Source organism: Streptomyces asoensis (assembly GCF_013085465.1).
Classification (GTDB): Bacteria; Actinomycetota; Actinomycetes; order Streptomycetales; family Streptomycetaceae; genus Streptomyces; species Streptomyces cacaoi_A.
In genome coordinates, this window is record NZ_CP049838.1 from 3,287,750 (window position 1) to 3,314,315 (window position 26,566).

Annotated in this window: 25 protein-coding genes; 12 read left to right on the forward strand and 13 right to left on the reverse strand. The window is 69.5% G+C overall.

Annotated elements, in window-relative coordinates; genetic code table 11:
• Positions 1-12: 12 nt before the first annotated feature.
• Entirely contained in the window at positions 13-627 is a 615-nt protein-coding gene (locus G9272_RS14760; protein WP_171397009.1) for a LysE family translocator, read from the reverse strand.
• Entirely contained in the window at positions 624-1,430 is an 807-nt protein-coding gene (locus tag G9272_RS14765) for an EI24 domain-containing protein (RefSeq protein WP_171397010.1), read from the reverse strand. The genes G9272_RS14760 and G9272_RS14765 overlap by 4 nt, the downstream gene beginning before the upstream one ends.
• A gap of 293 nt (positions 1,431-1,723) precedes the next feature.
• Between G9272_RS14765 and G9272_RS14770 the strand changes: the two genes are divergently transcribed.
• Positions 1,724-2,899 (forward strand): serine hydrolase domain-containing protein, encoded by a 1,176-nt coding sequence (locus G9272_RS14770; RefSeq protein ID WP_171397011.1) that lies wholly within the window; start codon positions 1,724-1,726, stop codon positions 2,897-2,899.
• 105 nt (positions 2,900-3,004) lie between these two features.
• On the opposite strand, the gene G9272_RS14775 is transcribed toward G9272_RS14770, so the two are convergent.
• Positions 3,005-4,024 carry an NADP-dependent oxidoreductase gene (locus G9272_RS14775; RefSeq protein ID WP_171397012.1) on the reverse strand — a complete coding sequence of 340 codons (1,020 nt, stop codon included), beginning with the start codon at positions 4,022-4,024 and terminating at the stop codon, positions 3,005-3,007.
• Between the two features lie 98 nt (positions 4,025-4,122).
• On the opposite strand from G9272_RS14775, the gene G9272_RS14780 reads away from it, so the two are divergent.
• Positions 4,123-4,575 carry a MarR family winged helix-turn-helix transcriptional regulator gene (locus G9272_RS14780; protein ID WP_171397013.1) on the forward strand — a complete coding sequence of 151 codons (453 nt, stop codon included), beginning with the start codon at positions 4,123-4,125 and terminating at the stop codon, positions 4,573-4,575.
• Between the two features lie 87 nt (positions 4,576-4,662).
• Here G9272_RS14780 and G9272_RS14785 read toward each other — a convergent pair whose 3' ends face one another.
• From G9272_RS14785 to G9272_RS14795, 3 genes are read right to left on the reverse strand one after another with little or no spacing between them, the layout of a single operon-like run.
• Positions 4,663-4,851, reverse strand: coding sequence for a hypothetical protein (locus tag G9272_RS14785; RefSeq protein ID WP_171397014.1), 189 nt, complete (start codon positions 4,849-4,851; stop codon positions 4,663-4,665).
• The gene (locus G9272_RS14790) at positions 4,848-5,642 is read right to left on the reverse strand and encodes a GntR family transcriptional regulator (RefSeq protein ID WP_171397015.1); all 795 of its coding nucleotides are present in this window, start codon (positions 5,640-5,642) and stop codon (positions 4,848-4,850) included. The genes G9272_RS14785 and G9272_RS14790 overlap by 4 nt, the downstream gene beginning before the upstream one ends.
• Positions 5,639-6,181, reverse strand: a complete 543-nt coding sequence (locus tag G9272_RS14795; RefSeq protein WP_171397016.1) for a GntR family transcriptional regulator — start codon at positions 6,179-6,181, stop codon at positions 5,639-5,641. Before G9272_RS14795 ends, G9272_RS14790 begins: the two co-directional genes overlap by 4 nt.
• A gap of 180 nt (positions 6,182-6,361) precedes the next feature.
• On the opposite strand from G9272_RS14795, the gene G9272_RS14800 reads away from it, so the two are divergent.
• Positions 6,362-6,763 (forward strand): ATP-binding protein, encoded by a 402-nt coding sequence (locus G9272_RS14800; RefSeq protein WP_171397017.1) that lies wholly within the window; start codon positions 6,362-6,364, stop codon positions 6,761-6,763.
• Between the two features lie 40 nt (positions 6,764-6,803).
• Here G9272_RS14800 and yjfF read toward each other — a convergent pair whose 3' ends face one another.
• The 6 genes from yjfF to G9272_RS14830 all read right to left on the reverse strand — a co-directional run bounded on the left by yjfF (position 6,804) and on the right by G9272_RS14830 (position 14,116).
• A complete protein-coding gene (yjfF, locus tag G9272_RS14805; RefSeq protein WP_171397018.1) occupies positions 6,804-7,826 on the reverse strand; it encodes a galactofuranose ABC transporter, permease protein YjfF in 1,023 nt (340 codons plus the stop codon).
• Entirely contained in the window at positions 7,826-8,947 is a 1,122-nt protein-coding gene (locus G9272_RS14810) for an ABC transporter permease (protein ID WP_171397019.1), read from the reverse strand. Before G9272_RS14810 ends, yjfF begins: the two co-directional genes overlap by 1 nt.
• Positions 8,944-10,488, reverse strand: a complete 1,545-nt coding sequence (locus G9272_RS14815; protein ID WP_171397020.1) for a sugar ABC transporter ATP-binding protein — start codon at positions 10,486-10,488, stop codon at positions 8,944-8,946. Before G9272_RS14815 ends, G9272_RS14810 begins: the two co-directional genes overlap by 4 nt.
• A 95-nt stretch (positions 10,489-10,583) precedes the next feature.
• Complete coding sequence (locus G9272_RS14820) at positions 10,584-11,591, reverse strand: ABC transporter substrate-binding protein (RefSeq protein WP_171397021.1); 1,008 nt, start codon at positions 11,589-11,591, stop codon at positions 10,584-10,586.
• Between the two features lie 135 nt (positions 11,592-11,726).
• Positions 11,727-12,773, reverse strand: a complete 1,047-nt coding sequence (locus G9272_RS14825; protein ID WP_171397022.1) for a LacI family DNA-binding transcriptional regulator — start codon at positions 12,771-12,773, stop codon at positions 11,727-11,729.
• A 494-nt stretch (positions 12,774-13,267) separates the two neighbouring features.
• Positions 13,268-14,116: an SCO2400 family protein gene (locus tag G9272_RS14830; protein ID WP_171397023.1), complete on the reverse strand. Its 849-nt coding sequence runs from the start codon at positions 14,114-14,116 to the stop codon at positions 13,268-13,270.
• A 255-nt stretch (positions 14,117-14,371) separates the two neighbouring features.
• On the opposite strand from G9272_RS14830, the gene G9272_RS14835 reads away from it, so the two are divergent.
• From G9272_RS14835 to G9272_RS14865, 7 genes are all read left to right on the forward strand, one after another.
• Positions 14,372-15,532, forward strand: a complete 1,161-nt coding sequence (locus G9272_RS14835) for a mandelate racemase/muconate lactonizing enzyme family protein (RefSeq protein WP_171397024.1) — start codon at positions 14,372-14,374, stop codon at positions 15,530-15,532.
• Positions 15,529-16,533: a zinc-dependent alcohol dehydrogenase gene (locus tag G9272_RS14840; protein WP_054238146.1), complete on the forward strand. Its 1,005-nt coding sequence runs from the start codon at positions 15,529-15,531 to the stop codon at positions 16,531-16,533. The genes G9272_RS14835 and G9272_RS14840 overlap by 4 nt, the downstream gene beginning before the upstream one ends.
• Before the next feature lie 120 nt (positions 16,534-16,653).
• Positions 16,654-17,625: a hypothetical protein gene (locus G9272_RS14845; protein ID WP_171397025.1), complete on the forward strand. Its 972-nt coding sequence runs from the start codon at positions 16,654-16,656 to the stop codon at positions 17,623-17,625.
• Between the two features lie 151 nt (positions 17,626-17,776).
• Positions 17,777-18,886 (forward strand): multiple monosaccharide ABC transporter substrate-binding protein, encoded by a 1,110-nt coding sequence (gene chvE / locus G9272_RS14850; RefSeq protein ID WP_171397026.1) that lies wholly within the window; start codon positions 17,777-17,779, stop codon positions 18,884-18,886.
• Between the two features lie 32 nt (positions 18,887-18,918).
• Entirely contained in the window at positions 18,919-20,469 is a 1,551-nt protein-coding gene (gene mmsA, locus G9272_RS14855) for a multiple monosaccharide ABC transporter ATP-binding protein (protein WP_171397027.1), read from the forward strand.
• Positions 20,466-21,710 carry a multiple monosaccharide ABC transporter permease gene (mmsB, locus tag G9272_RS14860; protein WP_020126960.1) on the forward strand — a complete coding sequence of 415 codons (1,245 nt, stop codon included), beginning with the start codon at positions 20,466-20,468 and terminating at the stop codon, positions 21,708-21,710. Before mmsA ends, mmsB begins: the two co-directional genes overlap by 4 nt.
• A 300-nt stretch (positions 21,711-22,010) precedes the next feature.
• Positions 22,011-23,717: a pyridoxal phosphate-dependent aminotransferase gene (locus G9272_RS14865; RefSeq protein WP_171397028.1), complete on the forward strand. Its 1,707-nt coding sequence runs from the start codon at positions 22,011-22,013 to the stop codon at positions 23,715-23,717.
• A gap of 77 nt (positions 23,718-23,794) precedes the next feature.
• Here G9272_RS14865 and G9272_RS14870 read toward each other — a convergent pair whose 3' ends face one another.
• A complete protein-coding gene (locus G9272_RS14870; RefSeq protein ID WP_253267801.1) occupies positions 23,795-24,820 on the reverse strand; it encodes an arabinan endo-1,5-alpha-L-arabinosidase in 1,026 nt (341 codons plus the stop codon).
• 341 nt (positions 24,821-25,161) lie between these two features.
• Between G9272_RS14870 and G9272_RS14875 the strand changes: the two genes are divergently transcribed.
• Positions 25,162-25,578, forward strand: a complete 417-nt coding sequence (locus G9272_RS14875) for a hypothetical protein (protein ID WP_171397029.1) — start codon at positions 25,162-25,164, stop codon at positions 25,576-25,578.
• 159 nt (positions 25,579-25,737) lie between these two features.
• Positions 25,738-26,505 (forward strand): intradiol ring-cleavage dioxygenase, encoded by a 768-nt coding sequence (locus G9272_RS14880; RefSeq protein ID WP_171397030.1) that lies wholly within the window; start codon positions 25,738-25,740, stop codon positions 26,503-26,505.
• Positions 26,506-26,566: the final 61 nt, after the last annotated feature.

The window sequence follows — 26,566 nt, forward strand, 5'->3', positions numbered from 1 at the left end:
TCGAGGCTCGGGTCAGTGCGAGGGCGCCAGCGCCAGGCTGACGCCCAGGCCCGCCAGGACCGAGCCGATGACCTTGTTGAGGACCTTCTGGCCGCGCAGCATCAGCGTGCGCATGCGGTCGTGGGAGAAGAAGACGGCGACCACGCCGAACCACAGCAGATGCGCCAGCGACATGAACAGGCCGTAGCCGACCTGCTGCCGGACCGGCGTGCCGGGGCTGACCACCTGGGAGAACGTGGAGACGACGAAGAGGGTCGTCTTCGGGTTGAGGACGTTGGTCAGGAACCCGGCGCGCAGGGCCGCGAGCGGGGTCAGTTCCGTCTTGCCGGTGAGGTCGACCTCGACCTCGCCCTTGGTGCGGAAGGTACGGACGCCGATGTAGATCAGGTACGCCGCGCCGACCAGCTTGATGACGGTGAAGAGGAACGTGGACGACGCGATCAGCAGTCCCACGCCGAGCATCGTGTACGTGACGTGGACGAGGACGCCCGCGGCGACTCCGGTCGCCGCGAGCAGTCCGGTACGGCGGCCGTAGAGGTAGCTGTTGCGGACGATCATCGCGAAGTCGGCGCCGGGGGCGATGACGGCCAGCACGGTGATGAGGGCGACGGCGAGCAACTCGGTCATGAGGTGGCGTTCTCCTCTTTCGGGGTGTCGGCCCCGTCGGCCCCGTCACCCTCGGAGATCTCCTCGCCGAGCAGCTCACGGGCCAGCAGGGTGGCGCCCGCGACCGCGCCCGGCATCAGGAACACCGCGACGACCGGCACCAGGAAGGCCAGCCCCAGGGGGGTGCCGAAGCCCCAGACCAGGGTCTTGCGGGAGCGGAGCAGGGCGAGCCGGGCCCGTAGGTCGACGCCCCTGCGCTGGAGGGCGACGGAGACGAGTTCCTCGGTGAGGAAGAAGCCGGTGACGAAGAAACCGATCACCGGGACCACCGTCTGCCCGACGACCGGGATGAACCCGAGGGCGAACAGCAGCACAGCCCACAGCAGCGCGCGGCCGAGGATGCGGAGGCTGTCGCGGGCGGAGATCCACAGTTCGCGCCAGAGCGACAGCCCGGACTCGGGGGCCGTGCCGTCGGGCGAGACGTCCCGGTCGACCTTCTCGGAGAGGCTCTCGTAGAACGGCTGCCCGATGAGCAGGGTGACCGCGGTGAAGGTGAGGACGGCGAGCAGCAGGCCGAGAGCGAACAGCACGACGACGAGGAAGCCGCGGAACAGTCCGCGCCAGGGGCTCGTCCAGTCGTCGGCGAACGGCGTCGACCACCCGACGAAGTCCTCGCCCCACACCGCGAGCGACACCAGGGCCGCCGCGTAGAGGACAAGGGTGATCAGGCCGGGAACGAGCCCGAACCCGTACTGCTTGCCGTGCCGGGCCACCCACCGCTGGCCCTTCAGGAGGTACGTGAACCCCACCCCAAGATCGCGCATGGCCGAACTCTATCGGTCGTGCACATTTCACGGATCCCGACCGCGTGCCCCGCACCGCACGCCTCGGGCGGCCCTCGTAGGCCATCCGGCGTATCGGTGACACCAACACCTGCTTGATGCAGTTGAGTCGAACAGGTACACCTCGCCGTACCGATCTACAGAGGCAACGGTCTCGGCAGGTCCGGAAGGTGTTTCGGTGCGATGGCGTAGTACGGGATGGCGTAGTACGGGGAGCAGCCGAGCTTGAGGGACCTGTCGGCACACGCGAGCAGTGGGCTGGTTGAGGAGAGCGGATGACTCGATTGACTGGGACGACGAGGGAGATCCACGGCACTGTCGCCGACGGATTCGAAGCGGTGCGGGAGGCGTTCGCCGCGTTCGTGGCGGAGGAACGGCCCGACTACGAGGGCCAGTTGTGCGCCCATGTGCACGGTCGGCGGGTGGTCGACCTGTGGGTGCCCGGCGACGGCGCCGGCCCCGACTCGCTCTACGGCGTCTACTCCTCGACCAAGGGCGCCGCCCACCTGGTGGTCGCGCTCCTCGTCCAGGAGGGCACCCTGGAGCTGGACCGGAAAGTCACCTACTACTGGCCTGAGTTCGCGGCCGAGGGCAAGGGCGCGCTGACCCTGCGCGAGCTGCTCGCCCACCGGGCCGGGGTGATCGGCACGGACAGCGGGTTCTCGCCGCAGGAGCTGGCCGACGACCGGCAGATCGCCGAACGCCTCGCCGACCAGCGGCCGTTCTGGCGACCGGGCACCGCCTTCGGCTACCACGGGCTGGTCCTCGGGGCGCTCACCGGCGAGGTCGTACGGCGGGCCACGGGCCGTACGCTCCAGGAGGTGTACGAGGAGCGGGTGCGCGTCCCGTACGGGCTGGACTTCTTCCTGGGGCTGCCCGCGGCGCACGAGCCTCGGTTCCGCACCGCGCAGCCGATGGCGCCGACCGCCGAGCAGCGGGCGCTGCTGGACTCCCTGCCGGGCGGGCCGCACACGCTCGCCGCCGTCGCCTTCAACCGGCACACCGCCGAGCCGACCGATCTGGAACTCCTGCCGAACGATCCCCTGATCCGGGCCAAGGGGCCGGCCTCGGTGGGCGGGGTGGCCTCGGCGCGCGGACTGGCCGGGCTGTACGCGGCGGCGATCAGCGAGGTCGGCGGGAAGGCGCCGCTGCTGAAGGAGGACACGGCGGCGGAGTTCGGGCAGCTGCACTCGGTGGGCTACGACGTGGTGGCGCGCTCGCACAAGTCGTACGGGCTGGGCTTCCAGGCGACCGCCGACACCTGGCACCCGTTCCTCGGCGCCGGGGCGTTCGGGCACAGCGGGGCGGGCGGCTGCCAGGCGTTCGCGGATCCGCGCAGCGGGCTCGCCTACGGCTACACACGGCGCCGGTTCGCCTTCCCGGGCGGGTCCGCGCCGGAGAACGACCGGCTGGCGGCGGCGGTGCACGGCGCGGCCCTGTCCGCCGGCTGACTCCGGCGCGAGAGCGGACGCGAGCGAAGGCCGCACCCCACGTCCAGGGGTGCGGCCTTCGCCGTCCGCGACGACCGGTGTCAGGGCGGTGTCACGGGCCGGGGGTCAGAGCTTGACGATCATCTTTCCGGTGTTGTCGCCGCGCAGCACCCCGAGGAACGCCTCCAGGTTGTTCTCGATGCCCTCGACGACCGTCTCGCGGTACTTCAGCTCGCCGGAGCGGACCCAGCCTCCGACCTCCTGGACGAACTCCTGCTGGAGGTCGTAGTGGTCGCCGACCAGGAAGCCCTCGATACGGCCACGGGTCGCGATGAGGCGGGCGAGGTTCTTCGGGCCGGGAGCGGCCTCGGTGTTGTTGTAGACGGAGATCATGCCGCAGATCACGATGCGGCCCTTCTCGTTGAGCGAGCCGATGGCCGCCTCGAGGTGGTCGCCGCCGACGTTGTCGAAGTAGACGTCGACACCGTCGGGAGCGGCCTCGCGGAGCTGCGCGGCGACCGAGCCGTTCTTGTAGTTGAAGGCGGCGTCGAAGCCGTACTCCTCGACGAGCAGCTTGACCTTCTCGTCGGAGCCGGCCGAGCCGATGACCCGGGAGGCGCCCTTCAGCCTGGCGATCTGGCCGACCTGGCTGCCGACGGCGCCGGCCGCGCCGGACACGAAGACGGAGTCGCCCTCCTTGAAGGAGCCGGTGCGCAGAAGGCCCGCGTAGGCGGTGAGACCGGTCATCCCGAGGACGCCGAGGTAGGTGGAGAGGGGCGCGGCCTCGGGGTCGACCTTGACGGCCTGCTTGGCGTCGAAGGTGGCGTACTCGCGCCAGCCGCCGAAGTGCAGGACGTGATCGCCGACGGAGACGCCCTCGGCGGCGGAGGCGACGACCTCGCCGACCGCCCCGCCCTGCATGGCCTTGCCCAGCTCGAAGGGGGCCACGTACGACTTGGCCGCGCTCATCCGGCCGCGCATGTAGGGGTCGACGGAGACGTAGGCGTTGCGCACCAGCACCTCACCCGGGCCGGGCTGCCGGATCTCCGCCTCGGCCAGCTCGAAGTCCTCGGGCTTCGGCCAGCCGACGGGGCGGCTGAGCAGACGCCATTCGCGGCTCGTGGTGGGGAGGGCCGACTCGGTCATGGGGGGCTGCCTTTCCTGCGCTCAAAAATGCTTCACTACCTGAAACAACCATGCTCCTGAATATTTCAGGATGTCAAGTAACGGGGTACCCTGCATCCATGCCCACCCCACATCCGGCCCCTCTCCCCGATGCCCTGACCATGGAGGTCGTCGGCCTGATCGGCGAGGTCGTGGCCCGCTACTACGAGGACTACGAGGAAGCCGCGGCAGGTCACGCCCTCACCGGCGCGCAGGCCCGGCTGCTGAGCCTGCTCTCGCTGGAGCCGCTGCCGATGCGGAAGCTGGCGCAGAAACTGAAGTGCGAGCCGTCCAACGTGACCGGCATCGTCGACCGACTGGAGTCCCGCGGTCTGGTCGAGCGGCGTCCCGATCCGGCCGACCGCCGGGTGAAGCTGGCGGCGGCCACGACCGAGGGCCGGAAGATCGCCAAGGGGCTGCGCGAGTCGCTGCGGTTCGCCCGGGAGCCGCTGGCGGGGCTGGCGGAGGAGGAGCGGGTGGTGCTGCGGGGACTCCTGCGGCGCATGCTGGGCACGGAGGACGGCGCGGCCTGACCCCGCCGGACCCGACCGGCTCCGCCTCCGCCCGGCCCGAGTCCGACGCGCCTGACCCCCACGGGCCCGCTCGTGCGCGCGTGCGGCTCAGTCGTCCGAGCCGGACTTCCCGCCCGTACGGTCCGAGCGGCTCGCGCCGCGGACCAGTTCGCCTGCCGCGAGGGTCACGACCGCCACGGCTCGTGCCCAGCGCGGGCCGCCTCGCGCCGCCCACCAGACACAGGCACAGCCACCGAGGACGAGTACCAGGATCCCCGTCAGGACCGGCACGATCATGTTCCTTCCTCCTCTTCCCCCGTGAACTCGTACTGCAATTCGTAGAGATGGCCCGCCTTCACCATCACGGTGACCTCGACGGGGCGGTCGCCGTCGCTGTGGATCACGCGCAGGGTGCGCAGGACCGGCATACCACTGGTGAGGCGGAGGGCATGGTACTGGGCCTGGGTGGGGACCCGGGCGGAGACCCGGTCCGTGCTGCGGCGGGGCGGGTGGCCGAGTCCGGTCAGCAGGGCGGGGGTGCCGCCCCTGATCCTGCGGCGCTCGGCCAGGGGGGTGTCCCGGGCGATGTCCAGCGGATAGTAGGACTCGACGAGTTCGGCGGGCTCGTCGTCGACGAGGAGTATCTGGCCGCGGAGCAGCGCGATGCCGTCCGCCGGGAGGTCGAGGGCGGTGCGCACGTCGGCGGGCGGGTGGCTCTCGGCCACGTCGAGAAGCTGTATGCGGGCGTGTCTGCCGTGTTTGGCCGCCTCGGCGAGCCAGCGGTAGGGCGCTCCGGGACTGCCCGGCCTCATGAGCGCGGCGGGCCGGACGGTGCGCTGGCGGTGCTCGCGGACGGTGACGGCGGCGCCCGCCCTGCCGACCACCAGGCGTTCGTCCTTGAGGAGCTGGAGGGCCTTCTGGACCGTGGCGCTCGACGCCTCGAAGCGCGCCTTGAGCTGGGCGGTGGTGGGCAGGTTGGCGCCGGGGGCGAGCTCTCCGCTCATGATGTCGTCGCGCAGATCGGCCGCGATCCGCTCGTGCAGGGAGCGGCGGTCGACGGCTTCCGGGTCTGCCTTGGGCACGGTCATCCGATCCTGATCTGGTAGCGCAGCCTCTGCCGTAGGGCAGGCATCACCATACGGTCGACCTGGATCGGCCGGTCGGCGTGGTCCAGCGTGAGCCGGACGAGCCGCAGGACCGGTTCGTCAGGGGTGGTCCGCAGGGCCTGGCGCTCCTCCTCGTCCGGCATCCCGGCCGTCACGTCCTCCCGCACGAGGACGCCGATGTGACCGAGCTCGGCGAGCAGGGTGAGGGCTCCGCCGGGGATCTTGGCGGTCCCGGCGAGCCGGGTGCCTCCGGCTATGGCCGTCGGGTAGTACGAGTCGGTCAGCTCGCTGGGCTCCTCGTCGAGGAGGATCAGCCGCCGGCGTACGACGACCGGCTCGCCCTCGGGGACGCCGAGCAGCGCCGCCACGTCGGCGGGAGCGGGCACCTCACCGGCGTGCAGGATGCGCTGGCTGCCGCGCCGCCCCGCCGCCGCGGCCTCGGCCGCCCAGGCGTCGCCCTGCCCGGTGCCCCGTGGCGTCAGATACGGCAACGATGTGCTGACCCATCCGCTCGCACCCACGACTCCTCCTGTACGGCCGACCGTTCTTTCGACCCTGCCGCCCTACACGGTAGGCGACTTGGTTCATCCGCCAACCGCCACCCTCAGCCACCCTCAGCCACCCTTCACTACCTTGTTACCTTTCACGAATAACAGTAAGGTTTCGCCGCAGGACGCCCCAGAACCACCGGAGGTGCCCCCGTGCCCCTGTCACGGCAACGTCGTTTCCCCCGCTCGCGCGCGTCCGTGCGAGCCGCCCGGATCTTCGTCCACCAGGTGCTGAGCGACTGGGACCGCGTCGACCGGCTGGACGACATAGAGCTGTGTGTGTCGGAACTCGCCACCAACGCCCTGCTGCACGGGGTGCCCCCCGGCAGGCAGTACTGCGTGACCCTCACCCTCGACGGCCCCCTGGTCCGCCTCGCCGTACGCGACACCGGTGACCATCCCGTGCCCGCGTGCCCGCCGACCCCCGACGCCTGCTCGGGCCGGGGCCTCTTCCTGGCCCGAGAACTGGCGGACGACCTGGGCATCACCGAACATCCCGTCGGCAAGACGGTGTGGGTGACCTTCAAGACGGAGTACCGGCCCGGCACACCCTGACGACGGCTCCCGGCCCCAGGGCCGGGATCGTCGCTTCGGCTCAGGTCTTCTTGCGGGTCGTCATGAAGCGCTGGACCAGGATGAACGCGCACAGCAGCACACCGGTGGCGATCTTCGTCCACCAGGAGCTGAGGGTGCCCTCGAACTGGATGATGCTCTTGATCAGGCCCAGCACCAGCACACCGAACAGGGTGCCCAGCACATATCCGGAGCCACCCGTCAGCAGCGTGCCGCCGATGACCACCGCGGCGATCGCGTCGAGTTCCATGCCGGTCGCGTGCAGCGGGTCACCGGACTGGATGTACAGGGTGAAGAGCAGTCCGGCCAGCGCCGAGCAGAACCCGCTCACGGTGTACACGGCGATCTTCGTGCCGCCCTGCGGGAGACCCATCAGCATGGCCGACTGTTCGTTGCCGCCGATGGCGTACACCCGGCGCCCGAAGCGGGTGTAGTGCAGGACGTAGAACGCCACGGCGAGGACGACCAGCGAGACGATCGCGCCGATCGAGAGGAAGCCCATCCCCAGCGACACCTGCGCCTGGGCCATGCTGCTCACCGAGGAGTCGCTGATGGAGATCGACTCCTTGCTGATGACCAGGCACAGGCCGCGGAAGAGGAAGAGGCCGGCGAGGGTCACGATGAACGGCTGGATCTCGAAGTTGTGGATCACATAGCCCATCAGGAAGCCGCCGAAGGCGCCCACGGCCAGCGCCATGGGTATCACGACCACGATCGGCAGCCCCTGGCGCTCCACCAGCCAGGCCGTGAACATCGTCGTGAAGCCGATCATCGAGCCGACGGACAGGTCGATGCCGCCGGACAGGATGACGAAGGTGACTCCGACCGCGGCGACCAGCAGATAGCCGTTGTCGATGAACAGGTTCAGGAAGACCTGCGGCTCGCCGAACCCGTAGTTCTGGTACCGGCTCAGGCCCACGCCGTACATCAGCAGGAAGAGCAGGGCCGTCACCGCGACGGGCAGACGCCGGTCGCCGAGCAGACGCGCGGCCTTGGACGGGGTACGGCTGTCGGAGGCCGTGGGGCTCTGGGTGGTCGCGCTCATCACGACACCTCCATCTTGGGGGCGGCCTCGGACGCCGCGGCGGGGTCCGCCGGGGCCGCGGCCGTCTTGCCGCTTCCCTTCGCCCCGGATCCGGCGCCGAACCTGGCGCCGAACACCTTGGCGCGGAACTTCGGGGACTGGAGCAGGCAGACGACGATGACGACGGCGGCCTTGAAGACCAGGTTGGTCTGGGTCGGCACGCCGATGGTGTAGATCGTGGTGGTCAGGGTCTGGATGACGAGGGCTCCGACCACCGTGCCGCCGACGGAGAACCGGCCGCCCAGGAGCGAGGTGCCGCCGATCACCACGGCGAGGATCGCGTCGAGTTCGATCCACAGGCCGGCGTTGTTGCCGTCCGCGGCCGAGGTGTTGGAGCTGATCATCAGGCCGGCGATGCCCGCGCAGAGCGCGCAGAACGCGTACACCATGATCTTGATGCGCCGGGACCTGATGCCCACCAGACGGCTTGCCTCGGCGTTGCCGCCGACCGCCTCGACCAGCAGGCCGAGCGCCGTACGGCGGGTCAGCACCACGGTGACGGCCACGACCACGGCCACCACGAAGATGGAGAACGGCAGGGTCAGCCAGTAGCCGCCGCCGATCAGCTTGTACGGCTCGCTGTTGATGGTGATGATCTGGCCGTCGGTGATCAGCTGGGCGACACCGCGCCCGGCGACCATGATGATCAGGGTCGCGATGATCGGCTGGATACCCATCCTGGCGACCAGGAAGCCGTTCCACAGTCCGCAGACGACCGCGGCCAGCAGGCCCAGGCCCATGGCGAGCAGCACCCCGGACAGGGCGCCCTGGTCGGACTGGTCGCTGATGTACGAGCAGGCCAGTGCTCCGGTGATGGCGACCACGGCGCCGACGGAGAGGTCGATGCCGCCGGTGGCGATGACCAGGGTCATGCCGACCGCCACCAGGATGAGGGGCGATCCGAACAGCACGATCGAGACGAGGCTGCCGTAGAGGTGGCCGTCCGCCATCTTGATCGAGAAGAAGTCGGGGGTGAAGGGAACGTTGACGAGCAGCAGGAGGACCAGGACCGCCACCGGCCAGAACAGGTGGTGGTGGGTCAGCGCTCGCCACCGGGAAGAGGTGGTCGAAGAGGTGGTCACTGGTGCTCTCCGCTCGCGATGGTCTCCAGGATCCGGCTGGTGGTGATCTCGGGCCCGTTGGCGATCTGCGCCACCAGCCGGCGGTCGCGCAGCACTCCGATGGTGTGACTGAGCCGGAGTACCTCCTCCAGCTCGGCCGCGATGTACAGCACCGACATGCCGTCCTCGGAGAGCGATACGACGAGCTTCTGGATCTCGGCCTTGGCTCCGATGTCGATGCCGCGCGTCGGCTCGTCCAGGATCAGCAGCTTCGGCTGGGTGATCAGCCAGCGGGCCAGCAGCACCTTCTGCTGGTTGCCGCCGCTGAGCTGGCCCACCCTGGCCTCGGGGTTGGCGGGGCGGATGTCCAGCGCCTTGATGTACTTGGCGACGAGTTCGTCGCGCTGGGCGACCGGGATGGGCCGGGTCCAGCCGCGCGCGGCCTGGAGGGCCAGGATGATGTTCTCCCGCACCGTCAGATCGGGCACCAGGCCCTCGCTCTTGCGGTTCTCGGAGCAGAAGGCGACACCGGCGTTGATCGCGTCGTTCGGGGCGCTCATCGAGACCTGCTTGCCACCGATGGACACCTTGCCGGTGTCCGGCTGGTCGGCGCCGAAGAGCAGCCGGGCGAGTTCGGTCCGGCCCGATCCGAGCAGGCCGGCGAGCCCGATCACCTCGCCCTTCTTGATCTCCATGTCGAACGGGGCGATGCCCCCGGTCCGGCCGAGGCCGTCCGCCTCGAGCAGGGTCTCGCCCGCGTCGGAGTGCAGCTGGTGTTCGTGGAGCTCGTCCAGCTGGCCCATGGCCTTGCCGAGCATGAGCTGGACGAGGCCGACCTGGTCGAGGTCGCGCACCAAGTGCTCACCGACGAGGGTGCCGTTGCGCAGTACGGTCATCCGGTCGCAGACCTCGTAGATCTGGTCCAGGAAGTGCGAGACGAACAGGATCGCGACGCCTTCGTCCTTCAACCGCCGCATCAACGCGAACAGTTGGAGGACCTCGTCGCGGTCGAGGCTGGAGGTCGGCTCGTCGAGGATCAGCACCTTGGTGCCCGGCCCCTCGCCGCCGCCCGCGCCGTCGCCGGTGCCCAACGACCGGACGATCGCGACCAGTTGCTGCACGGCCAGCGGGTACGAGGACAGGGGGGCGGTGACGTCGATGTCGAGTCCGAGCCGGTCCACCAGCTCCGCCGCCTGCCGGCGCAGTTGCTTCCACTGGATGCGGCCCAGACGGGTCGGTTCACGCCCGATGAAGATGTTCTCCGCCACCGACAGGTTGGGGCAGAGGTTGACCTCCTGGTAGACGGTGCTGATGCCGGCCTGCTGGGCCTCCAGCGGGCTGGCGATCCGCACGGCCTTGCCGTCCAGCGTGATCGTGCCGCCGTCCAGGGAGTAGACCCCCGTGAGCACCTTGATGAGGGTGGACTTGCCCGCGCCGTTCTCGCCCATCAGGGCGTGGATCTCGCCGGGGAAGAGCCGGAAGTCGACGTCCGACAGAGCCCGTACCCCCGGAAACTCCTTGACTATGCCCGTCATTTCCAGGACGGGCCGTGGCTCTGCCATGGCAGCGCTCCTCATGAGATTCGTTCAGGCCCGCAGGGAGCCCCGGGACCGAAGGCTCGGTCGGCCGGAGGCTCCCTGCCGGTGGGTGCGGTCGGTCAGTACTTGCGGCTCGGGAGCGCGGCCGCGGCCTGGTCCTGCATGAAGTCGCCCTCCTCGGTCTTGATCCAGCGCTCGACCGTCTCGCCGTCCTTGACCTTCTTGACGACGTCCATGAGCTGCGGGCCGAGGAGCGGGTTGCACTCGACGATGGCGTTGATCTTGCCCTCGGACATGGCCACGAAGCCGTCCTTCACGCCGTCGATCGAGACGATCAGGATGTCCTTGCCGGGCTTCTTGCCGGCCGCCTCGATGGACTGGATGGCACCGATGGCCATGTCGTCGTTGTGCGCGAAGAGGACGTTGATGTCCGGGTTGGACTGGAGGAAGGCCGCCATGACCTGCTTGCCGCCGGCGCGGGTGAAGTCACCGGTCTGGCTGACGACGACCTTCCAGTCGTCCTTGTGGTCCGCGTCCATGACCTCCTTGAAGCCCTTGGCGCGCTCGATCGCCGGGGCGGCGCCGGTGGTGCCCTCCAGCTGGGCGATCTTCACCGCGCCCTTGAGGCCGGCCTTCGCGATGACCTTCTCGAGGATCTTGGCGGCGCGGCGGCCCTCGTCGGTGAAGTCGGAGCCGACCAGGGTCACGTACAGGGACTCGTCGGAGGTCTCGACGGAGCGGTCGGTGAGGACCACCGGGATCTTCTTGGCCTTGGCCTCCTTCAGCACCGCGTCCCAGCCGGTGACGACCACCGGCGAGAAGGCGATGACGTCGACCCCCTGGGTGATGTAGCTGCGGATCGCGGAGATCTGGTTCTCCTGCTTCTGCTGGGCGTCGGAGAACTTGAGGGTGTAACCCGCCTCCTTGGCCGCCGCCTTCACCGAGTCCGTGTTGGCGCTGCGCCAGCCGCTCTCCGAGCCGACCTGGGAGAAGCCGAGCGTGATCGCCTTGCCGCCGTCCCCGGAGGAGCTGCTGGACGCGCTGTCGTCCTCCTTGGCACAGGCCGCCAGGCCACCCGCCGCCGCCACGCCGACCGCCGCGGTGAGGAAGTTCCTTCTGCTGAGCATGTTCTTCTCCTTTGAAGAGCCGGCCCGGGGATGGACCTGCTGGTACTCGATGGACCGGCCGCACTGCGTCCAGCCTGTCGATCACTGTTCGGTATCTCGGCCACACTGCTGGTCAGGGGGCGTCCGACGGGTCCGTCAGAGGGGTGCGCCCTCCGGTTGAGCGGCACTCGGGAACGTACTTGCGCGTACGACGAGTTGGGGTTCGATCGCGATCCGGGGCGGGTCGGCGGCCGGCCGGCCCTCGATCTGCTCCAGGAGCAGCGCGATGCCTCGCTGGCCCACCGTCGCGAAGTCCTGCCGGACGGTGGTGAGCGGCGGAGCGAAGAACTCCGACTCCGGGATGTCGTCGAAGCCGACCACCGCGACGTCCTGGGGAGTCCGGACGCCCGCCTCCCGCAGGGCCCGCAACACCCCCAGTGCCATCTGGTCGTTGGCGACGAAGACGGCGGTCAGCCCGCGGCCCACCCAGCCGGCCAGTTCCTGGCCCGCGCGGTAGCCCGACAGCGGACTCCAGTCCCCCCGCAGCAGCATGGGCGGCTCGACGCCCGCCGCTTCGAGGGTCGCCCGCCAGCCGGCGGCCCGGTCGGCCGCCTCCTGCCAGTCCTCGGGTCCGGCGAGGTGCCAGACCGTGCGGTGGCCGGCGGCCAGCAGGTGACCGGTCGCCAGCCGTGCCCCCAGGTGCTGGTCCACACCGACCCGGGGGATGTCCATGCCCGGCTCGCCGCCCACGACCACCACCGGGAAGGGATGGCGCAGTTCGGCCAGGGCGTCCACCGCCGACCGCTGCGGGGCGATGGCGACCACTCCCTCCACCCCGCCCTCGCTGAGGTGGTCCAGGGCCTCGGAGAGCTTCTCCATGGTCAGTTCGCGCAGACTGACCGTCGAGACGAGATATCCCTCGGCCCGCGCCGCCTCCTCGAGCGCGAACAGTGTGCTGGCCGGCCCGTAGAGGGTGGTGTCGGAGGCGACCACGCCCAGCGTCCGGGTGCGCCGGGTCGCCAGGGCCCGTGCGGAGAAGTTGCGGCGGTAGCCCATCTCCTCGATCGCCCGCAGCACCCTGGCCCGTGTCTCGTCCCGCACGTTGGGGTGCTCCCCCAGCACGCGGGACACGGTCTGGTGGGACACGCCGGCCAGGCGCGCCACGTCGGCCATGGTGGGCGGCCGGAGCCGGGTGTGTGTCACGGCCGCACCTCCTTGGCGCTCGTCTGCCGACAATTGCGGTAAGTCCTGTGGTGTGGGCGGATGGTTCCGCGCCACCGGCTTCACTCCGGGGCCCCGGTGGACCCGACGACACCGGTGGGAAACGCGAAGGGGGACGCTGCGGGCACGACGCTCGTACCTCCCCGTGCTGACGTCGTCGCCGACTGGTGAATGCGGAGGTCATTGTGAGCGCTAACAATTCATGGCGGTCAAGGGGGTTGCACGGGAAGCTCGTCACGGTTCCATAACGCGCTTGGCGGGGGCGGCACATCAGCCCTGGTCACAGGCCGGAAGGCCGGGCGAGGCCGCCCACCGGACCGCGACCCGACGACGGGCCCCGCGACCGGAACATGCCCAACCCGCTTCACCGCCCGGCAATTTCGGCCATACCGGGGCGCCCGGCCAGCCGTCCTGGACGGCCCACATGGCGACCGCTCAGCGGGATCGGGGGCCGGACCGGTCGCTCCGGAGGAGCCCTACGAGCACCACCACAGGAACCGCGTGCACGTCTCCGAGGGCGACGGATCCGGGGACGCGTCCGGCGCCGAGGGGTCGGCGGTCGGGGTGGAGTCCGAGCCCGAGTCCGAGTCGGACGGGGTCGATCCGGAGGTGGACCCGGAGGAGCCGGGGAGGGTGGCCGACTGGGCCTCCTTGTCCGGGCTCGGCGAGGCCGACTCGTCCTTCGCGGACTCCGAGGCCGACGGGGAGGCGGAGGGGCTCGGGGAGGTCGAGGCCTTGTCCCCGCCCGTGTCGGTCCTGTCGTCCAGGGGCCGCGCCGACGCACTCGGTCCCGACGACGACCCGTCGACCTCGGACGCCTCTCCCCCGGCCGCCGCCGGGTTCCCCGGGGAGGTGAACCCCGGTGCGTCCACGCCGAGTTCGGCCAGACTCAGGCCGCCGGCGGCGAGCGCGAAGCCGACGGTGATCAGTACGATGCGTTTGCGGCGCCTGCGGTGCGCCGAGGCCTTGCGGTCGCGGCGACTCGCGTCCGGTGCGGCGGCCGCGCCCTGGGGACCACGCCGACCGCCCCGGCCCTGCTCCCGGCGGCGCGCGGCCCGGCCCTGCGGCTCACCGCCCCCGGCTTCGTGATCGTCGTGACCGTCGTGCTCGTCGCGCCCTTCGTGAGCGCCGTGATCGTCTCGGTCGCCGTGAGCGCCGTGATCGTCCGAGTCGCCGGGCATCTGGTGCGCCGACGGGTCCTGCGCGTAGGGCTCCGGCTCGGGCGGGCCGGGCGGATACGCGCGTAGCTGTTGAGCAGGCGCGCCGCACCCCGGGCAGGCGAGGGCGCCGTTGAGGTGCCGTCGGCACGGGTGGCAGTAGTCCATGACGCGGGAAGACTAAGTTCCAGGACGGGCGCGCTCCCGGGTTCGCCTGTGAAAGTTGTGTGGGAAACCGGCCATACCGCGCGACAGCCCGAGTGACCTGGCCCACACCACGACAGGCCAACTTTCGAAAGGAGTACCGAAACTGTCGAAACCGTTACCTGTTCGACCCATTGACACTCCCCTCGCGCAATCCTTACTGTCTGGCCAGCATTTCGAACATGTGACGAAATCTCGAACAGCCGAAGGGTAACTTCCGTGCGCATCACCGGAATCAGCACGCACGTGGTCGGGACGCCGTGGCGCAACCTGACCTACGTCCTGGTGCACACCGACGAGGGCATCACCGGAGTCGGAGAGACCCGCATGCTGGGTCACACCGACGCGCTGCTCGGCTACCTGAAGGAGGCCGAGGCCAACCACATTCTCGGCTCCGACCCATTCGCTGTCGAGGACCTCGTGCGCCGGATGAAGTACGGCGACTACGGGCGGGCCGGCGAGATCGTGATGTCGGGCATCGCCGTCGTCGAGATGGCCTGCTGGGACATCAAGGGCAAGGCCCTGGGCGTGCCCGTCTGGCAGCTCCTCGGCGGCAAGGTCACCGACAAGGTCAAGGCCTACGCCAATGGCTGGTACACCACCGAGCGGACCCCGGAGGCCTACCACAAGGCCGCCCAGGGGGTCATGGAGCGCGGCTACAAGGCGCTCAAGATCGACCCCTTCGGCACCGGGCACTTCGAGCTGGACCACCAGCAGACCCTGTACGCGGTGTCCCTCATCGAGGCCGTGCGCGACGCCATCGGGCCGGACGCCGAGCTGATGCTGGAGATGCACGGCCGCTTCTCCCCCGCCACCGCCGTCCGGCTCGCGAACGAGCTCGCGCCCTTCAAGCCCGCGTGGCTCGAGGAGCCGTGTCCGCCCGAGAACCTGAAGGCCCTCGAGAAGGTCGCCGCGAAGGTCGACATCCCCGTCGCCACCGGTGAGCGCATCCACGACCGCGTCGAGTTCCGTGAGCTCTTCGAGAGCCAGGCCGTGGACATCATCCAGCCGGACGTCGGCCACATCGGCGGCATCTGGGAGACCAGGAAGCTGGCCGCCACCGCCGAGGCGCACTACGTGCTCGTCGCCCCGCACAACGTCGGCGGCCCGGTCCTCACCGCCGCCTCGCTCCAGGTCGGGTTCACCTCCCCGAACTTCAAGATCCTGGAGCACTTCAACGACTTCGCCGACTCGGAGATCAAGAAGGTCGTCAAGGGGGCTCCCCAGGTCGTCGACGGCTACTTCGAGCTGTCCCACGCGCCCGGTCTCGGTGTCGAGCTCGACGTGGACGCCGCCGCCGAGTTCCCGCAGCAGCAGGCCCGTTTCGACCTCTGGGCCGAGGGCTGGGAGCAGCGCAAGCCGAAGGGCAGCGACAAGTGAGCACAGCCGTCGTCGTCGAGGCGCCGGGCGAGCACCGGCTCGTCCCGCACGAGCCGCGGCGGCCGGAACCCGGCGAGGCGCTGGTCCGCGTCCACGCCACCGGCATCTGCGGCAGCGACCGCGAGGTGTACCAGGGCAACCGGCCCGAGGGGTACGTCCGCTACCCGCTGACCCCCGGCCACGAGTGGTCCGGGACGGTCGAGGCGGTCGGCGCCGGGGTCCCCGCGTCGCTCGTCGGCCGCAAGGTCGTCGGTGAGGGCTTCCGCAACTGCCAGGTCTGCGACCGCTGCCACGCGGGCGAGACGACGCTGTGCACGGACGGGTACGAGGAGACCGGCTTCACCCAGCCGGGGGCCATGGCGGCCACCCTCACCCTCCCGGCCCGGCTGCTGCACGTCCTGGCGGACGACGCCGACCTCACCGCCGCCGCCCTGCTGGAGCCCGCCGCCTGTATCGCGGCCGCCGCGATCAAGGCGCACGCGCTGCCGGGCGAGAAGGTGGCCGTCGTCGGCACCGGGACGCTGGGCATGTTCGCCGTGCAGTTCCTGAAGGCGGGATCGCCCGCCGAACTGCTGGTCGTCGGCACCCGGAACGACCGGGAGGCGCTCTCCCGGCAGTTCGGGGCCACCGACTTCCGGACCAGGGACCAGGAGCTCCCGGACGACTTCGACGTCGTCATCGAGACCGCCGGGTCCGCGTCCGCCGCGCGGACCGCCGCCTCGCTGCTCCGGCGCGGTGGCCGGCTGGTCCTCACCGGGATCCCGGCGCCGGGCGCCGACGGTCTCGACCCGACGGACCTGGTCGTACGACAGCTGGAGGTGCACACCGTCTTCGGCGCGCCGCCGGACGCCTGGTCGCACACCGTCCGGGTGTTCGGAGCCGGGCTGCTGGATCCGCTGCCGCTGGTCACGCACGAACTGCCGCTCGCCGAGTTCTCCGCGGCCATCGACCTGGTGGGATCAGGCGATCCGAAGGTGGGCAAGGTGCTGCTCAAGCCGTAAGCCCCTGAGCCGTACGCCGGTGCGGGGGCGACCTGACCGCCCCCGCACCGGTGTACACCCAAACCCCGCACGACCTGAGCCGCGAACCTTGACCGAAATATCGAACACGAAGGACGGCATGTGACCACCGACGCTTCCGCCACGGCAGCCCGTCGACCCGGTGAGCAGGCGCTCACCGCGCTCGGCCTGGGCGCGCCCGCCCTCGATCCCGCCGACACCTCCGCCCACACCTTTCCGGGTGGCGGCCGCTGGCGCACCGAGGTCCCTTCGTGCGAGGGTCCCGAAGCGCTGGCCGTCATCCTCAAGGAGGCCTCGCGCCTCGACGTGCCGATCCACCGGATCAGCCAGGGCAGCGGCGTGTGGATGCTGACCGACGCCGAGATCACCGAGATGGTCGACGCCACCGGCGAGCGTGACATCGAGCTCTGCCTGTTCACCGGGCCGCGCGGCACCTGGGACATCGGCGGCTCGACCCGGACCGACTCCCGGGGCGGCGGGCTGCGCGCCCGCGGTCACGACGCCGTCGCCGGGTGCGTCGAGGACGCCGTCCGGGCGACGGAACTGGGCGTCAAGTGCCTGCTCGTCGCCGACGAGGGCGTGCTGTGGACGCTGCACCGCGCCCGTGCGGCCGGCATCATCCCGGCCGACACCACGCTGAAGGTGTCGGCGCTCATCGGCCCCGTGAACCCGGCGGCGTACGCGGTGTACGAGCAGCTCGGCGCCGACTCGGTCAACGTGCCCAGCGACCTCACCCTGGACCACCTCACCGAGATCCGCCGGGTGTCCGGCGCCCCCATGGACATGTACATCGAGGCCCCCGACGATCTCGGCGGCTACATCCGGATGTACGAGGTCGCCGAGCTGATCCGGCGCGGCGCACCGCTCTATCTGAAGTTCGGCCTGTCCAAGGCCCCGGCGATCTACCCGTACGGCCATCACCTGCGGGATCTGACGCTCTCCACGGCCCGGGAACGGGTGCGGCGTGGACGGCTCGCCCTCGACCTGCTCGCCCGTCATGGCGCGGACGGTGACATGGCTCCGCTCGGCTCGCGTCTGCCGGGTGAACTCAAGCGGTTTGACATCCAGTCATAACGTTCCGGAAACCCCGCTTCACAGAAGCCGACACAGGCGCGCAGAATCCCACACACCGCTTCTTCACTTCTTCACTTCTTCCCGGCGTCGCTCCGGGAGCGTCCTTCGCACCGCGATACCGACCCCTGCACACACATCAAGGATGATGATCATGCGCAACCGTAGAGTCTCCCTCGCCGCCATAGCCGGAGCCGCCTCCCTCGCCCTGACCCTGTCCGCCTGCGGCCAGAGCGGCGACGGTGGCAGCAAGGACGAGGGCTCGGACAGCGCCAAGGGCGGGACCATCGGTATCGCGATGCCGACCAAGTCCTCCGAGCGCTGGATCTCCGACGGCGCCAACGTCGTCAAGGACCTCGAGGCCAAGGGCTACAAGACCAAGCTGGTCTACGGCGAGGACGACCCCGACCAGCAGGTCTCGCAGATCGAGAACCTGATCACGCAGGGCGTCAAGGCGCTGATCGTCGCGGCCATCGACAACAAGTCGCTGAACAACGTCCTCCAGCAGGCCGCCGACGCCAAGATTCCGGTCATCTCCTACGACCGGCTGATCCTCGGCACGAAGAACGTCGACTACTACGCGTCCTTCGACAACAGCAAGGTCGGCGAGCTCCAGGCCAACTACATCGTCGACAAGCTCGGCCTGAAGTCCGGCAAGGGCCCGTTCAACATCGAGCTGTTCGCCGGCTCCAACGACGACAACAACACCAAGTACTTCTTCAACGGCGCGATGAGCGTGCTCCAGCCGTACATCGACAGCAAGAAGCTCGTCGTCCAGTCCGGCCAGACCGGCCTCACCCAGGTCACCACCCTGCGCTGGGACGGCGCGACCGCGCAGAAGCGCATGGACGACATCCTCACCAAGTCGTACGGCAGCAAGAAGGTCGACGCGGTCCTCTCGCCGTACGACGGCATCTCCATCGGCATCCTGTCGGCGCTGAAGTCGGACGACTACGGCTCCGCGAGCAAGCCGCTGCCGGTCCTCACCGGCCAGGACGCCGAGCTGGCCTCGGTGAAGTCGATCATCGCGGGCGGCCAGACCCAGACCGTCTACAAGGACCTCCGTGAGCTGGCCAAGGTCGCCACGACCATGGTCGACGACGTCCTCAACGACAAGAAGCCCGAGACGAACGACACCAAGACCTACGACAACGGCACCAAGGTCGTCCCGGCCTACCTGCTCCAGCCGGTGAGCGTGGACAAGACCAACTACGAGAAGGTCCTCGTCGAGGGCGGCTACTACACGGCCGACCAGCTCAAGTAAGCGTCGACCCTCAAGGATTGGAAGGCACGACCATGGCGGGACCCGTCCTGGAAATGCGCTCGATCGTCAAGACCTTTCCCGGTGTGAAAGCGCTGTCGGACGTCACTCTGACCGTCCGCCAGGGCGAGGTCCATGCCATCTGCGGTGAGAACGGCGCCGGAAAGTCCACCCTGATGAAGGTGCTCTCCGGCGTCCATCCGCACGGCACGTACGAGGGCGAGATCCTGTTCGAGGGAGAGACCGTCTCCTTCAAGGACATCCGGGCCAGCGAGCAGCGCGGCATCGTCATCATCCACCAGGAGCTGGCGCTGGTGCCGTACCTCTCCCTCGCGGAGAACATCTTCCTCGGCAACGAGCACGCCACGCGTGGGCTGATCAACTGGAACGACACCCTGCGGCACGCCTCCGAGCTGCTGCGCCGGGTCGGTCTCAGCGATCACCCCGAGACCCGCGTCGCCGACATCGGCGTCGGCAAGCAGCAGCTCGTGGAGATCGCGAAGGCGCTCTCGAAGAAGGTGAAGCTGCTCATCCTGGATGAGCCGACCGCGGCCCTCAACGACGAGGACAGCGACAAACTCCTGGATCTCATCCTGGAGTTGAAGAAGCAGGGCATCACCGCGATCATCATCTCCCACAAGCTCAACGAGATCCGCAAGGTCGCGGACTCGGTGACGATCATTCGCGACGGGCAGTCCATCGAGACGCTCGACGTGAAGTCGGCGGAGACGACCGAGGACCGGATCATCAGCGGCATGGTCGGCCGCGACCTGGACAACCGCTTCCCCGAGCGCACCCCGCACGAGGCGGAGTCGGGCGCGGCCCCGGCCCTGGAGATCCGCAACTGGACCGTGCACCACCCGATCGACCAGCAGCGCAAGGTCGTCGACGACGTGTCGGTCCAGGTGCGGCGCGGGGAGATCGTCGGCATCGCGGGCCTGATGGGCGCCGGCCGCACCGAGCTCGCGATGAGCGTCTTCGGGCGCTCCTACGGCCGGCACGCGGGCGGCACCGTCCTCAAGGACGGCAAGGAGATCCGTACGAAGACCGTCGCGGAGGCGGTCGGCCACGGAATCGCCTATGTCACGGAGGACCGCAAGCACTACGGCCTCAACCTCATCGACACGATCAACCGCAACATCTCGCTGACCGCGCTGGACAAGGTGGCCAAGCGGGGGATCGTCGACGAGCACGAGGAGCGGCAGGTCTCCGAGGGCTACCGCAAGTCCATGAACATCAAGGCGCCGACCGTCTTCGAGCCGGTGGGCAAGCTGTCCGGCGGCAACCAGCAGAAGGTCGTCCTCAGCAAGTGGATCTTCGCGGGTCCGGACGTGCTGATCCTGGACGAGCCCACGCGCGGTATCGACGTCGGTGCCAAGTACGAGATCTACACGGTCATCGACCAGCTGGCGGCCCAGGGCAAGGCGGTCGTCTTCATATCCTCCGAGCTGCCCGAACTGCTCGGTATGTGCGACCGCATCTACACCATGGCCGCCGGGCGGCTCACGGGCGAGTTCCCGCGGGCCGAGGCCACGCAGGAAGTGCTGATGCGTCAGATGACGAAGGACAAAGAGGTAACGCGATGAGCACCGACGTGACCAAGAGCCCGGCTGCCGCGCCGCCCGGCAAGAGCGGCGGACCGGCGGCCGGCGGCGGCCTGCTCCAGCTGGTGCTGGACGGCCTGCGCCGCAACATGCGCCAGTACGGCATGCTGATCGCCCTCGGCCTGATCGTCGCCCTCTTCGCGGTCTGGACCGACGGCGACCTGCTGCTGCCGCGCAACGTCTCCAACCTGGTCCTCCAGAACAGCTATGTGCTGATCCTCGCGATCGGCATGATGCTGGTGATCATCGCGGGCCACATCGACCTGTCGGTCGGTTCACTGACGGCGTTCATCGGCGCGTTCGCGGCGGTGCTGACGGTGCAGCACGACGTCTCGTGGCCCGTCGCGGTGGTGCTGTGCCTGATCGTGGGCGCGATCGCGGGCTCGGTGCAGGGCTTCTTCATCGCGTATCTCGGCATACCGTCGTTCATCGTCACCCTCGCCGGCATGCTGATCTTCCGCGGCATGACGGAGATCTTCCTGGAGGGCCAGACCCTCGGCCCGTTCCCGGACGGTCTCCAGAAGATGGGCAACGGCTTCCTCCCGGAGGTCGGCCCGACCACGAACTATCACAACATCACGCTGCTGCTGGGCCTCGCCGTGATCGTCATGGTGGTGCTCCAGGAGGTGCGCGACCGCAAGCGCCAGCAGGAGTTCTCGCTGGACGTCGTGCCGCGCAACCTGTTCCTGCTCAAGATCGTCGCCATCGTCGCCGCGGTGCTCACCGTCACGATGCTGCTCGCCAGCTACAAGGGCGCGCCGATCATCCTGCTGGTCCTGGGCGCGCTGGTGGTCGGCTACGGCTACGTCATGCGCAACGCCGTCTTCGGCCGCCACATCTACGCGATCGGCGGCAACCTGCCGGCCGCGAAGCTGTCCGGCGTCAAGGACAAGAAGGTCACCTTCCTCGTCTTCCTGAACATGGGCGCGCTCGCCGCCCTGGCGGGCCTGGTGGTCGCGGCCCGGCTGAACGCGGCCGGCCCCAAGGCGGGTCTGAACTTCGAACTCGAGGCGATCGCCTCGGCGTTCATCGGTGGCGCGTCCATGAGCGGCGGTGTCGGTACCGTCCTCGGCGCGATCATCGGTGGTCTCGTCCTCGGTGTGCTGAACAACGGCATGAACCTGCTCGGCGTCGGCAGCGACTGGCAGCAGGTCATCAAGGGCCTGGCGCTGCTCGCCGCGGTCGGTTTCGACGTCTGGAACAAGCGCAAGTCCGGTTCGTGACCCGTCCGCGGCCCAGGACAGGTCCGTAGCTCAGGGACAGGTCCGCAGCCACCCAGGACAGGTCCGTAGCCCAGGACAGGAAGGGCCCCGCCGGCAACGGTGGGGCCCTTTCCGATGAGCCCCGGATGCCGCGGTCACGACTGCTTCACAGGTGCCCCACAAGTTCTTACCGATTCCTCAGCGGTTGAACAGCGCCACCCAAACCTTCGTATGTAAGGGCGGCCCGCGCTCCCCCGCGCGGGCCACCCAATGACGACGGGCCCGGTCGTCCCCGCCGGGCCCGCCCCATACGGAGGTTCCATGGCCGACAACGTCTCCTCGTTGTTCCGCAACACCGCGGCGCACAGCCCGTCGATGGCGGCGCTGACGCGAGAGGGCGGCGAGGGAGTCGGCCCGGTGGACTTCTGTATCCCCTGCAACCCCTACTTCCCCACGCCGGCGATGATGGACACCATGGCCGCGCGGCTGCGGGACATCATCACGTTCTACCCGAGCGGCGCCGACACGATCACGGCCGAACTGTGCAACCTGCTCCAGCTCCCGCCGCAGGCCGTGGCGATGGGCAACGGCTCGACCGAGCTGATCACCTGGATCGACCATCTGCTGGTCCGTGAGTCCCTCGCCGTCCCCGTCCCCACCTTCGGCCGCTGGACCGACCAGCCCATGGAGACCGGCAAGCGGGTCGACATGTTCCCGCTCCAGGAGTCGAGCGGCTTCGCCCTGGACCTCGCGCAGTACGCCGAGTTCATCCGGACCCGCGGCACCAAGGTCGCCGTCATCTGCAACCCGAACAACCCCGACGGCGGCTTCCTGCACAAGCACGCGCTCGTGCAGTTCATGGACGCGATGGCCGACCTGGACCTGATCGTCATCGACGAGTCGTTCCTGGAGTTCGCGGACGCGGAGCAGGAACCGAGCGTCGTGCAGGAGGCGATGATCCGGCCGAACGTCATCGTGCTGCGCAGCCTCGGCAAGAACTTCGGTCTGCACGGCATCCGGTTCGGCTACATGGTCTCCAACCCGTCGCTCGCCGGCCGGGTCCGCTCGATGCTGCCGAAGTGGAACCTCAACGCCTTCGCCGAGTACGTGGTGTTCATGCTGAAGGAGCACGGCCCCGAGTACGCGCAGAGCCTGATGCAGGTGCGCCGGGACCGTCTCGACATGGCGAGTCAGCTCAGCGCGCTGCCCGGGCTGACCGTCTACCCCTCCCAGGGGAACTTCCTCTTCGTGCGCCTTCCCGTCGGCGCCGAGGGCACCGTGGTCCGCGACCGGCTGCTCGCCGAGCACCGCATCCTGGTCCGCGAGTGCGGCAACAAGATCGGTTCGTCCAGCCGCTTCCTGCGGCTCGTGGTGCGCCCCCAGGTGGACGTTCGTCGCCTGGTGTCCGGCCTGGAACAGGTGCTCTACGGGACCAGGAGGGGAGCCGCCGTGCCCGAGCTGAGCACCGGGACCAGCTACAGCTCGGGCACGCCGGCGGTGGACCGGCTGGTCACCAACGGGGCCGGCATGCCGGGCCTCGCCGCTCAGGCCATGGGCATGGCGATGCCGGGGCTGGTCGCGGCCGCCCCGTCCGTCGGCGCCCCGATGGCGATGCCCGCCCCCGCGATGGCCCCGGCGATGGCCCCGGCGATGGCGCAGTCCACGCCGTCCGACGGCGTCGGGATGCCGCTGCCGGCCGCGGCCCAGATCTTCCCCCAGCAGGTGCCCGCGCCGGCCCCGATGCCGACTCCCACCCCCGTCCCGGCCGCGGCCCCGCCGATGGCCCCGGCGGCCGCGATGGCACCGGCGGCGATGGCACCGGCCGCCATGGCCCCCGCGGCGATGGCGCCCGCGATGGCTCCGGCCGCCGCCCCGCCGATGGGCCCGACCCCGCCCGGCGTCCCCGCCCGCGGCGGCCTCACGGCCGCCCAGGTCCGGGGCACCAACGGCCTCTCCCCCGCCGCGGCGACGGGCTGGCCGAACGCCCAGAGCTGGCCCAACGCGGCGGGCATGGGCCAGGCGGGATAGCGCCACCCGCACGATGACGCCCCGTCAGGCCGATGGCCTCACGGGGCGTCGTGCGTCCGCGCGGCGCGGTCGACGGGTCAGTAGGCGACCGGCCAACCGCTGCTCCAGTTCAGGAGGTTGATGCCGAGCTTGGGTGTGCCGTTGTCGTTGCCGTCGTAGTAGTGGTAGACGATCAGATCGCCGTCGGTGTCGTGCAGGATCGACTGGCCGCCGGGGCCGATGACGCTGCCGTGCGACTCCAGGACGGGCGTGCCGCCGTTGTTCGTCATCGCGACGCCGCTCTTGTCGTAGTACGGCCCGGTGACGGCGGTGGCGCGGCCGACCTTGACCTTGTAGGTGGAGCCGGTGCCGGCGCAGCAGGTGTCGTAGGAGGCGAAGAGGTAGTAGTAGCCGCCCCGCTTGACGACGTACGGCGCCTCGACGGCCTTGGTCCCGGTGGGGCGGGAGGCGATCGAGCGCCGGGCGGTGTCGGACGCGAGCTGCTTTCCGGTGGACGGATCGATCCGGATCATCTTGATCCCCGTCCACCAACTCCCGAACGACAGCCACCACTTGCCGTCGTCGTCCACGAAGAGGTTCGGGTCGATGGCGTTGTAGTCGCTGGACGTGGTGGAGGTGTAGACGGTGCCGTAGTCGGTCCAGGAGCCGGGGAGTCCGGTACTCGAACCGGCCAGTCCGATCGCGGACTTGTTGGATCCGAAGGTGGAGACGGCGTAGTACATCAGGTACTTGCCGCCCTGGTACGAGATGTCGGGCGCCCAGGCCTCGTTGGTGCCGTAGGAGGACCACCAGCTCGGCCGGGCGGAGAAGGCGTCGCCGCCCGCGCTGAACGCGATGCGGTCGGTGGAGGTGCGGTAGGACAGGCCGCCGCCGGTGGCGTAGAGGAGGTAGCGGCCGGCCGAGGTGCGGATCATCGTCGGGTCGTGCACGACCGTGGAGCCGGTGACCGTACCGGGGTTGGGGTACGCGGAGGCGGTGGAGGGGGTCAGGGCGAGGAGAACCGCTGCCGGGACGGCGAGCAGCGCGGCCCTTCGGGACGTGCGGGGCGTGCGGAACCTACGGGGTATGCGGGGCGTGCGGGGCGTGCGAGAGGTGCGGCTCATGCGGACGCTCCTTCAGTGGGGTTTCGTCGTTCGTGATTCCGAACAACAGTCGCGTCGTCGGACGGGACCGTAGAATCGAACCCCTTGCGCGTCAATGGCCCGCGCGCGCACCCGAAAGTCTTCGAGAAGCGGCACGCGCCCCCGCGACGCGGCATGACGGCGCTCCCGCGGCCGCGGTGACCGGCACTCCTCCCGTCCGAGAAGTTCCCAGCTCAACCCACTTATCTGCATATGACACACGAAAGTGTGTGGAGCGGCGATTCAACCAGTTCGCGGCGATTCGTTCTGATTCCCTCATGGACTGTGCCGTCCGGCACGCACCCCCGGGACACGGAGTGAACATGGCAGCCCTGACCAACGGCATCTACCAGATCTCCTTCACCAACGAGCAACTCCTCACCTCGGTCGACGCCCGGCCGGGCGCGCCGCTGATGCTCCTGCCGCAGGAGAACGGGGTCCATCAGGGGTGGAAGGTGACCGGCAAGGGCGGAAACGCCTACACCATCAGCCTCCCCGACGGGTTGATGCATGTGAGCTACGACGGCGACCCCGACATGCACGAGCCGGCCATCCTGCACCTCGAGCCCCGCGAGTGGAACCTCATCCCCGGCGAGGAGCCCGACACCTTCCAGATCGCCGTCGTGAACGCCCCCATGCGTCTGGGCCTGAGCCTGCTGCGGATCTACCCGCCGCGCGTCGCCCTGGCTCCCGAGTACGGCGACCGGTACCAGGCCTGGACCTTCAAGAACATCGGCTAGCCCTTCCGGGCCCGAGCCGCTTCGCCACCCCGCCGCCTGTCGGTCCCGCCGACAGGCGGCACTCTTGTGTCGACACTTGCCTTGCAAGTAACTTGACGGGACCTCATTTTGCCGAACTGACAGCCTTCCTACAGGAACCGTTTCTACGGTGTCGTGCTCATGACAGACACCTCAGATGCGCGTCCCTCTGTAGCGCGCCGTACCGTACTCGTCGCCTCGGGCGCGACCGCAGCGGCCCTGGCCGTAGGCGCCGCTGCCACGCCCGAGGCCCCCACCGCCGACGCGGCCGACACCGCCCCCGTCGCCGCCGCGGCCGTCTGCACCCTCACGAAGGAGATGACCGAAGGCCCCTACTACCTCGACGGACAGTACGTCCGCGCCGACATCACCGAGGGCAAGGCGGGCATCCCGCTGAAGCTGACCCTCACGGTCGTCGACGACGACACCTGCGTGCCCCTCTCCAACGCCCTCGTGGAGATCTGGCACGCCGACGCCCTCGGCGAGTACTCCGGCTTCGTCGGCAGCAACGGCCACAGCGAACCGGACAGCGGCACCTTCCTGCGCGGCGGCGTCCTCACGAACTCCAGCGGCGTCGCGGCGATCACCACGGTCTACCCGGGCTGGTACCGGGGCCGCTGCATCCACATCCACATCAAGGTCCACACGAACGTCACCCTGACCTCGGACGGCTCCTTCACCGGCGGCCAGGAACTCCACACCGGTCAGCTCTTCTTCAACGAGACGATCACGACGGCCGTCGCGAGGGTCTCCCCGTACTCGACCAACACGGTCACCCGCACCACCCTCGCCCAGGACTCCATCTACGACGAGGGAGGCGCCGCTTCGGGCCTGCTGACCCTGACGGCCCTGGGCAGCTCGACGTCCTCCGGGTACGCGGGAACGCTGACGCTCGGGGTCGAGAACTGACCTCGGGAGCACCCCGTACGACCCGTACGACCCGTACCGCATGACCCTCCCCTGTTCGACT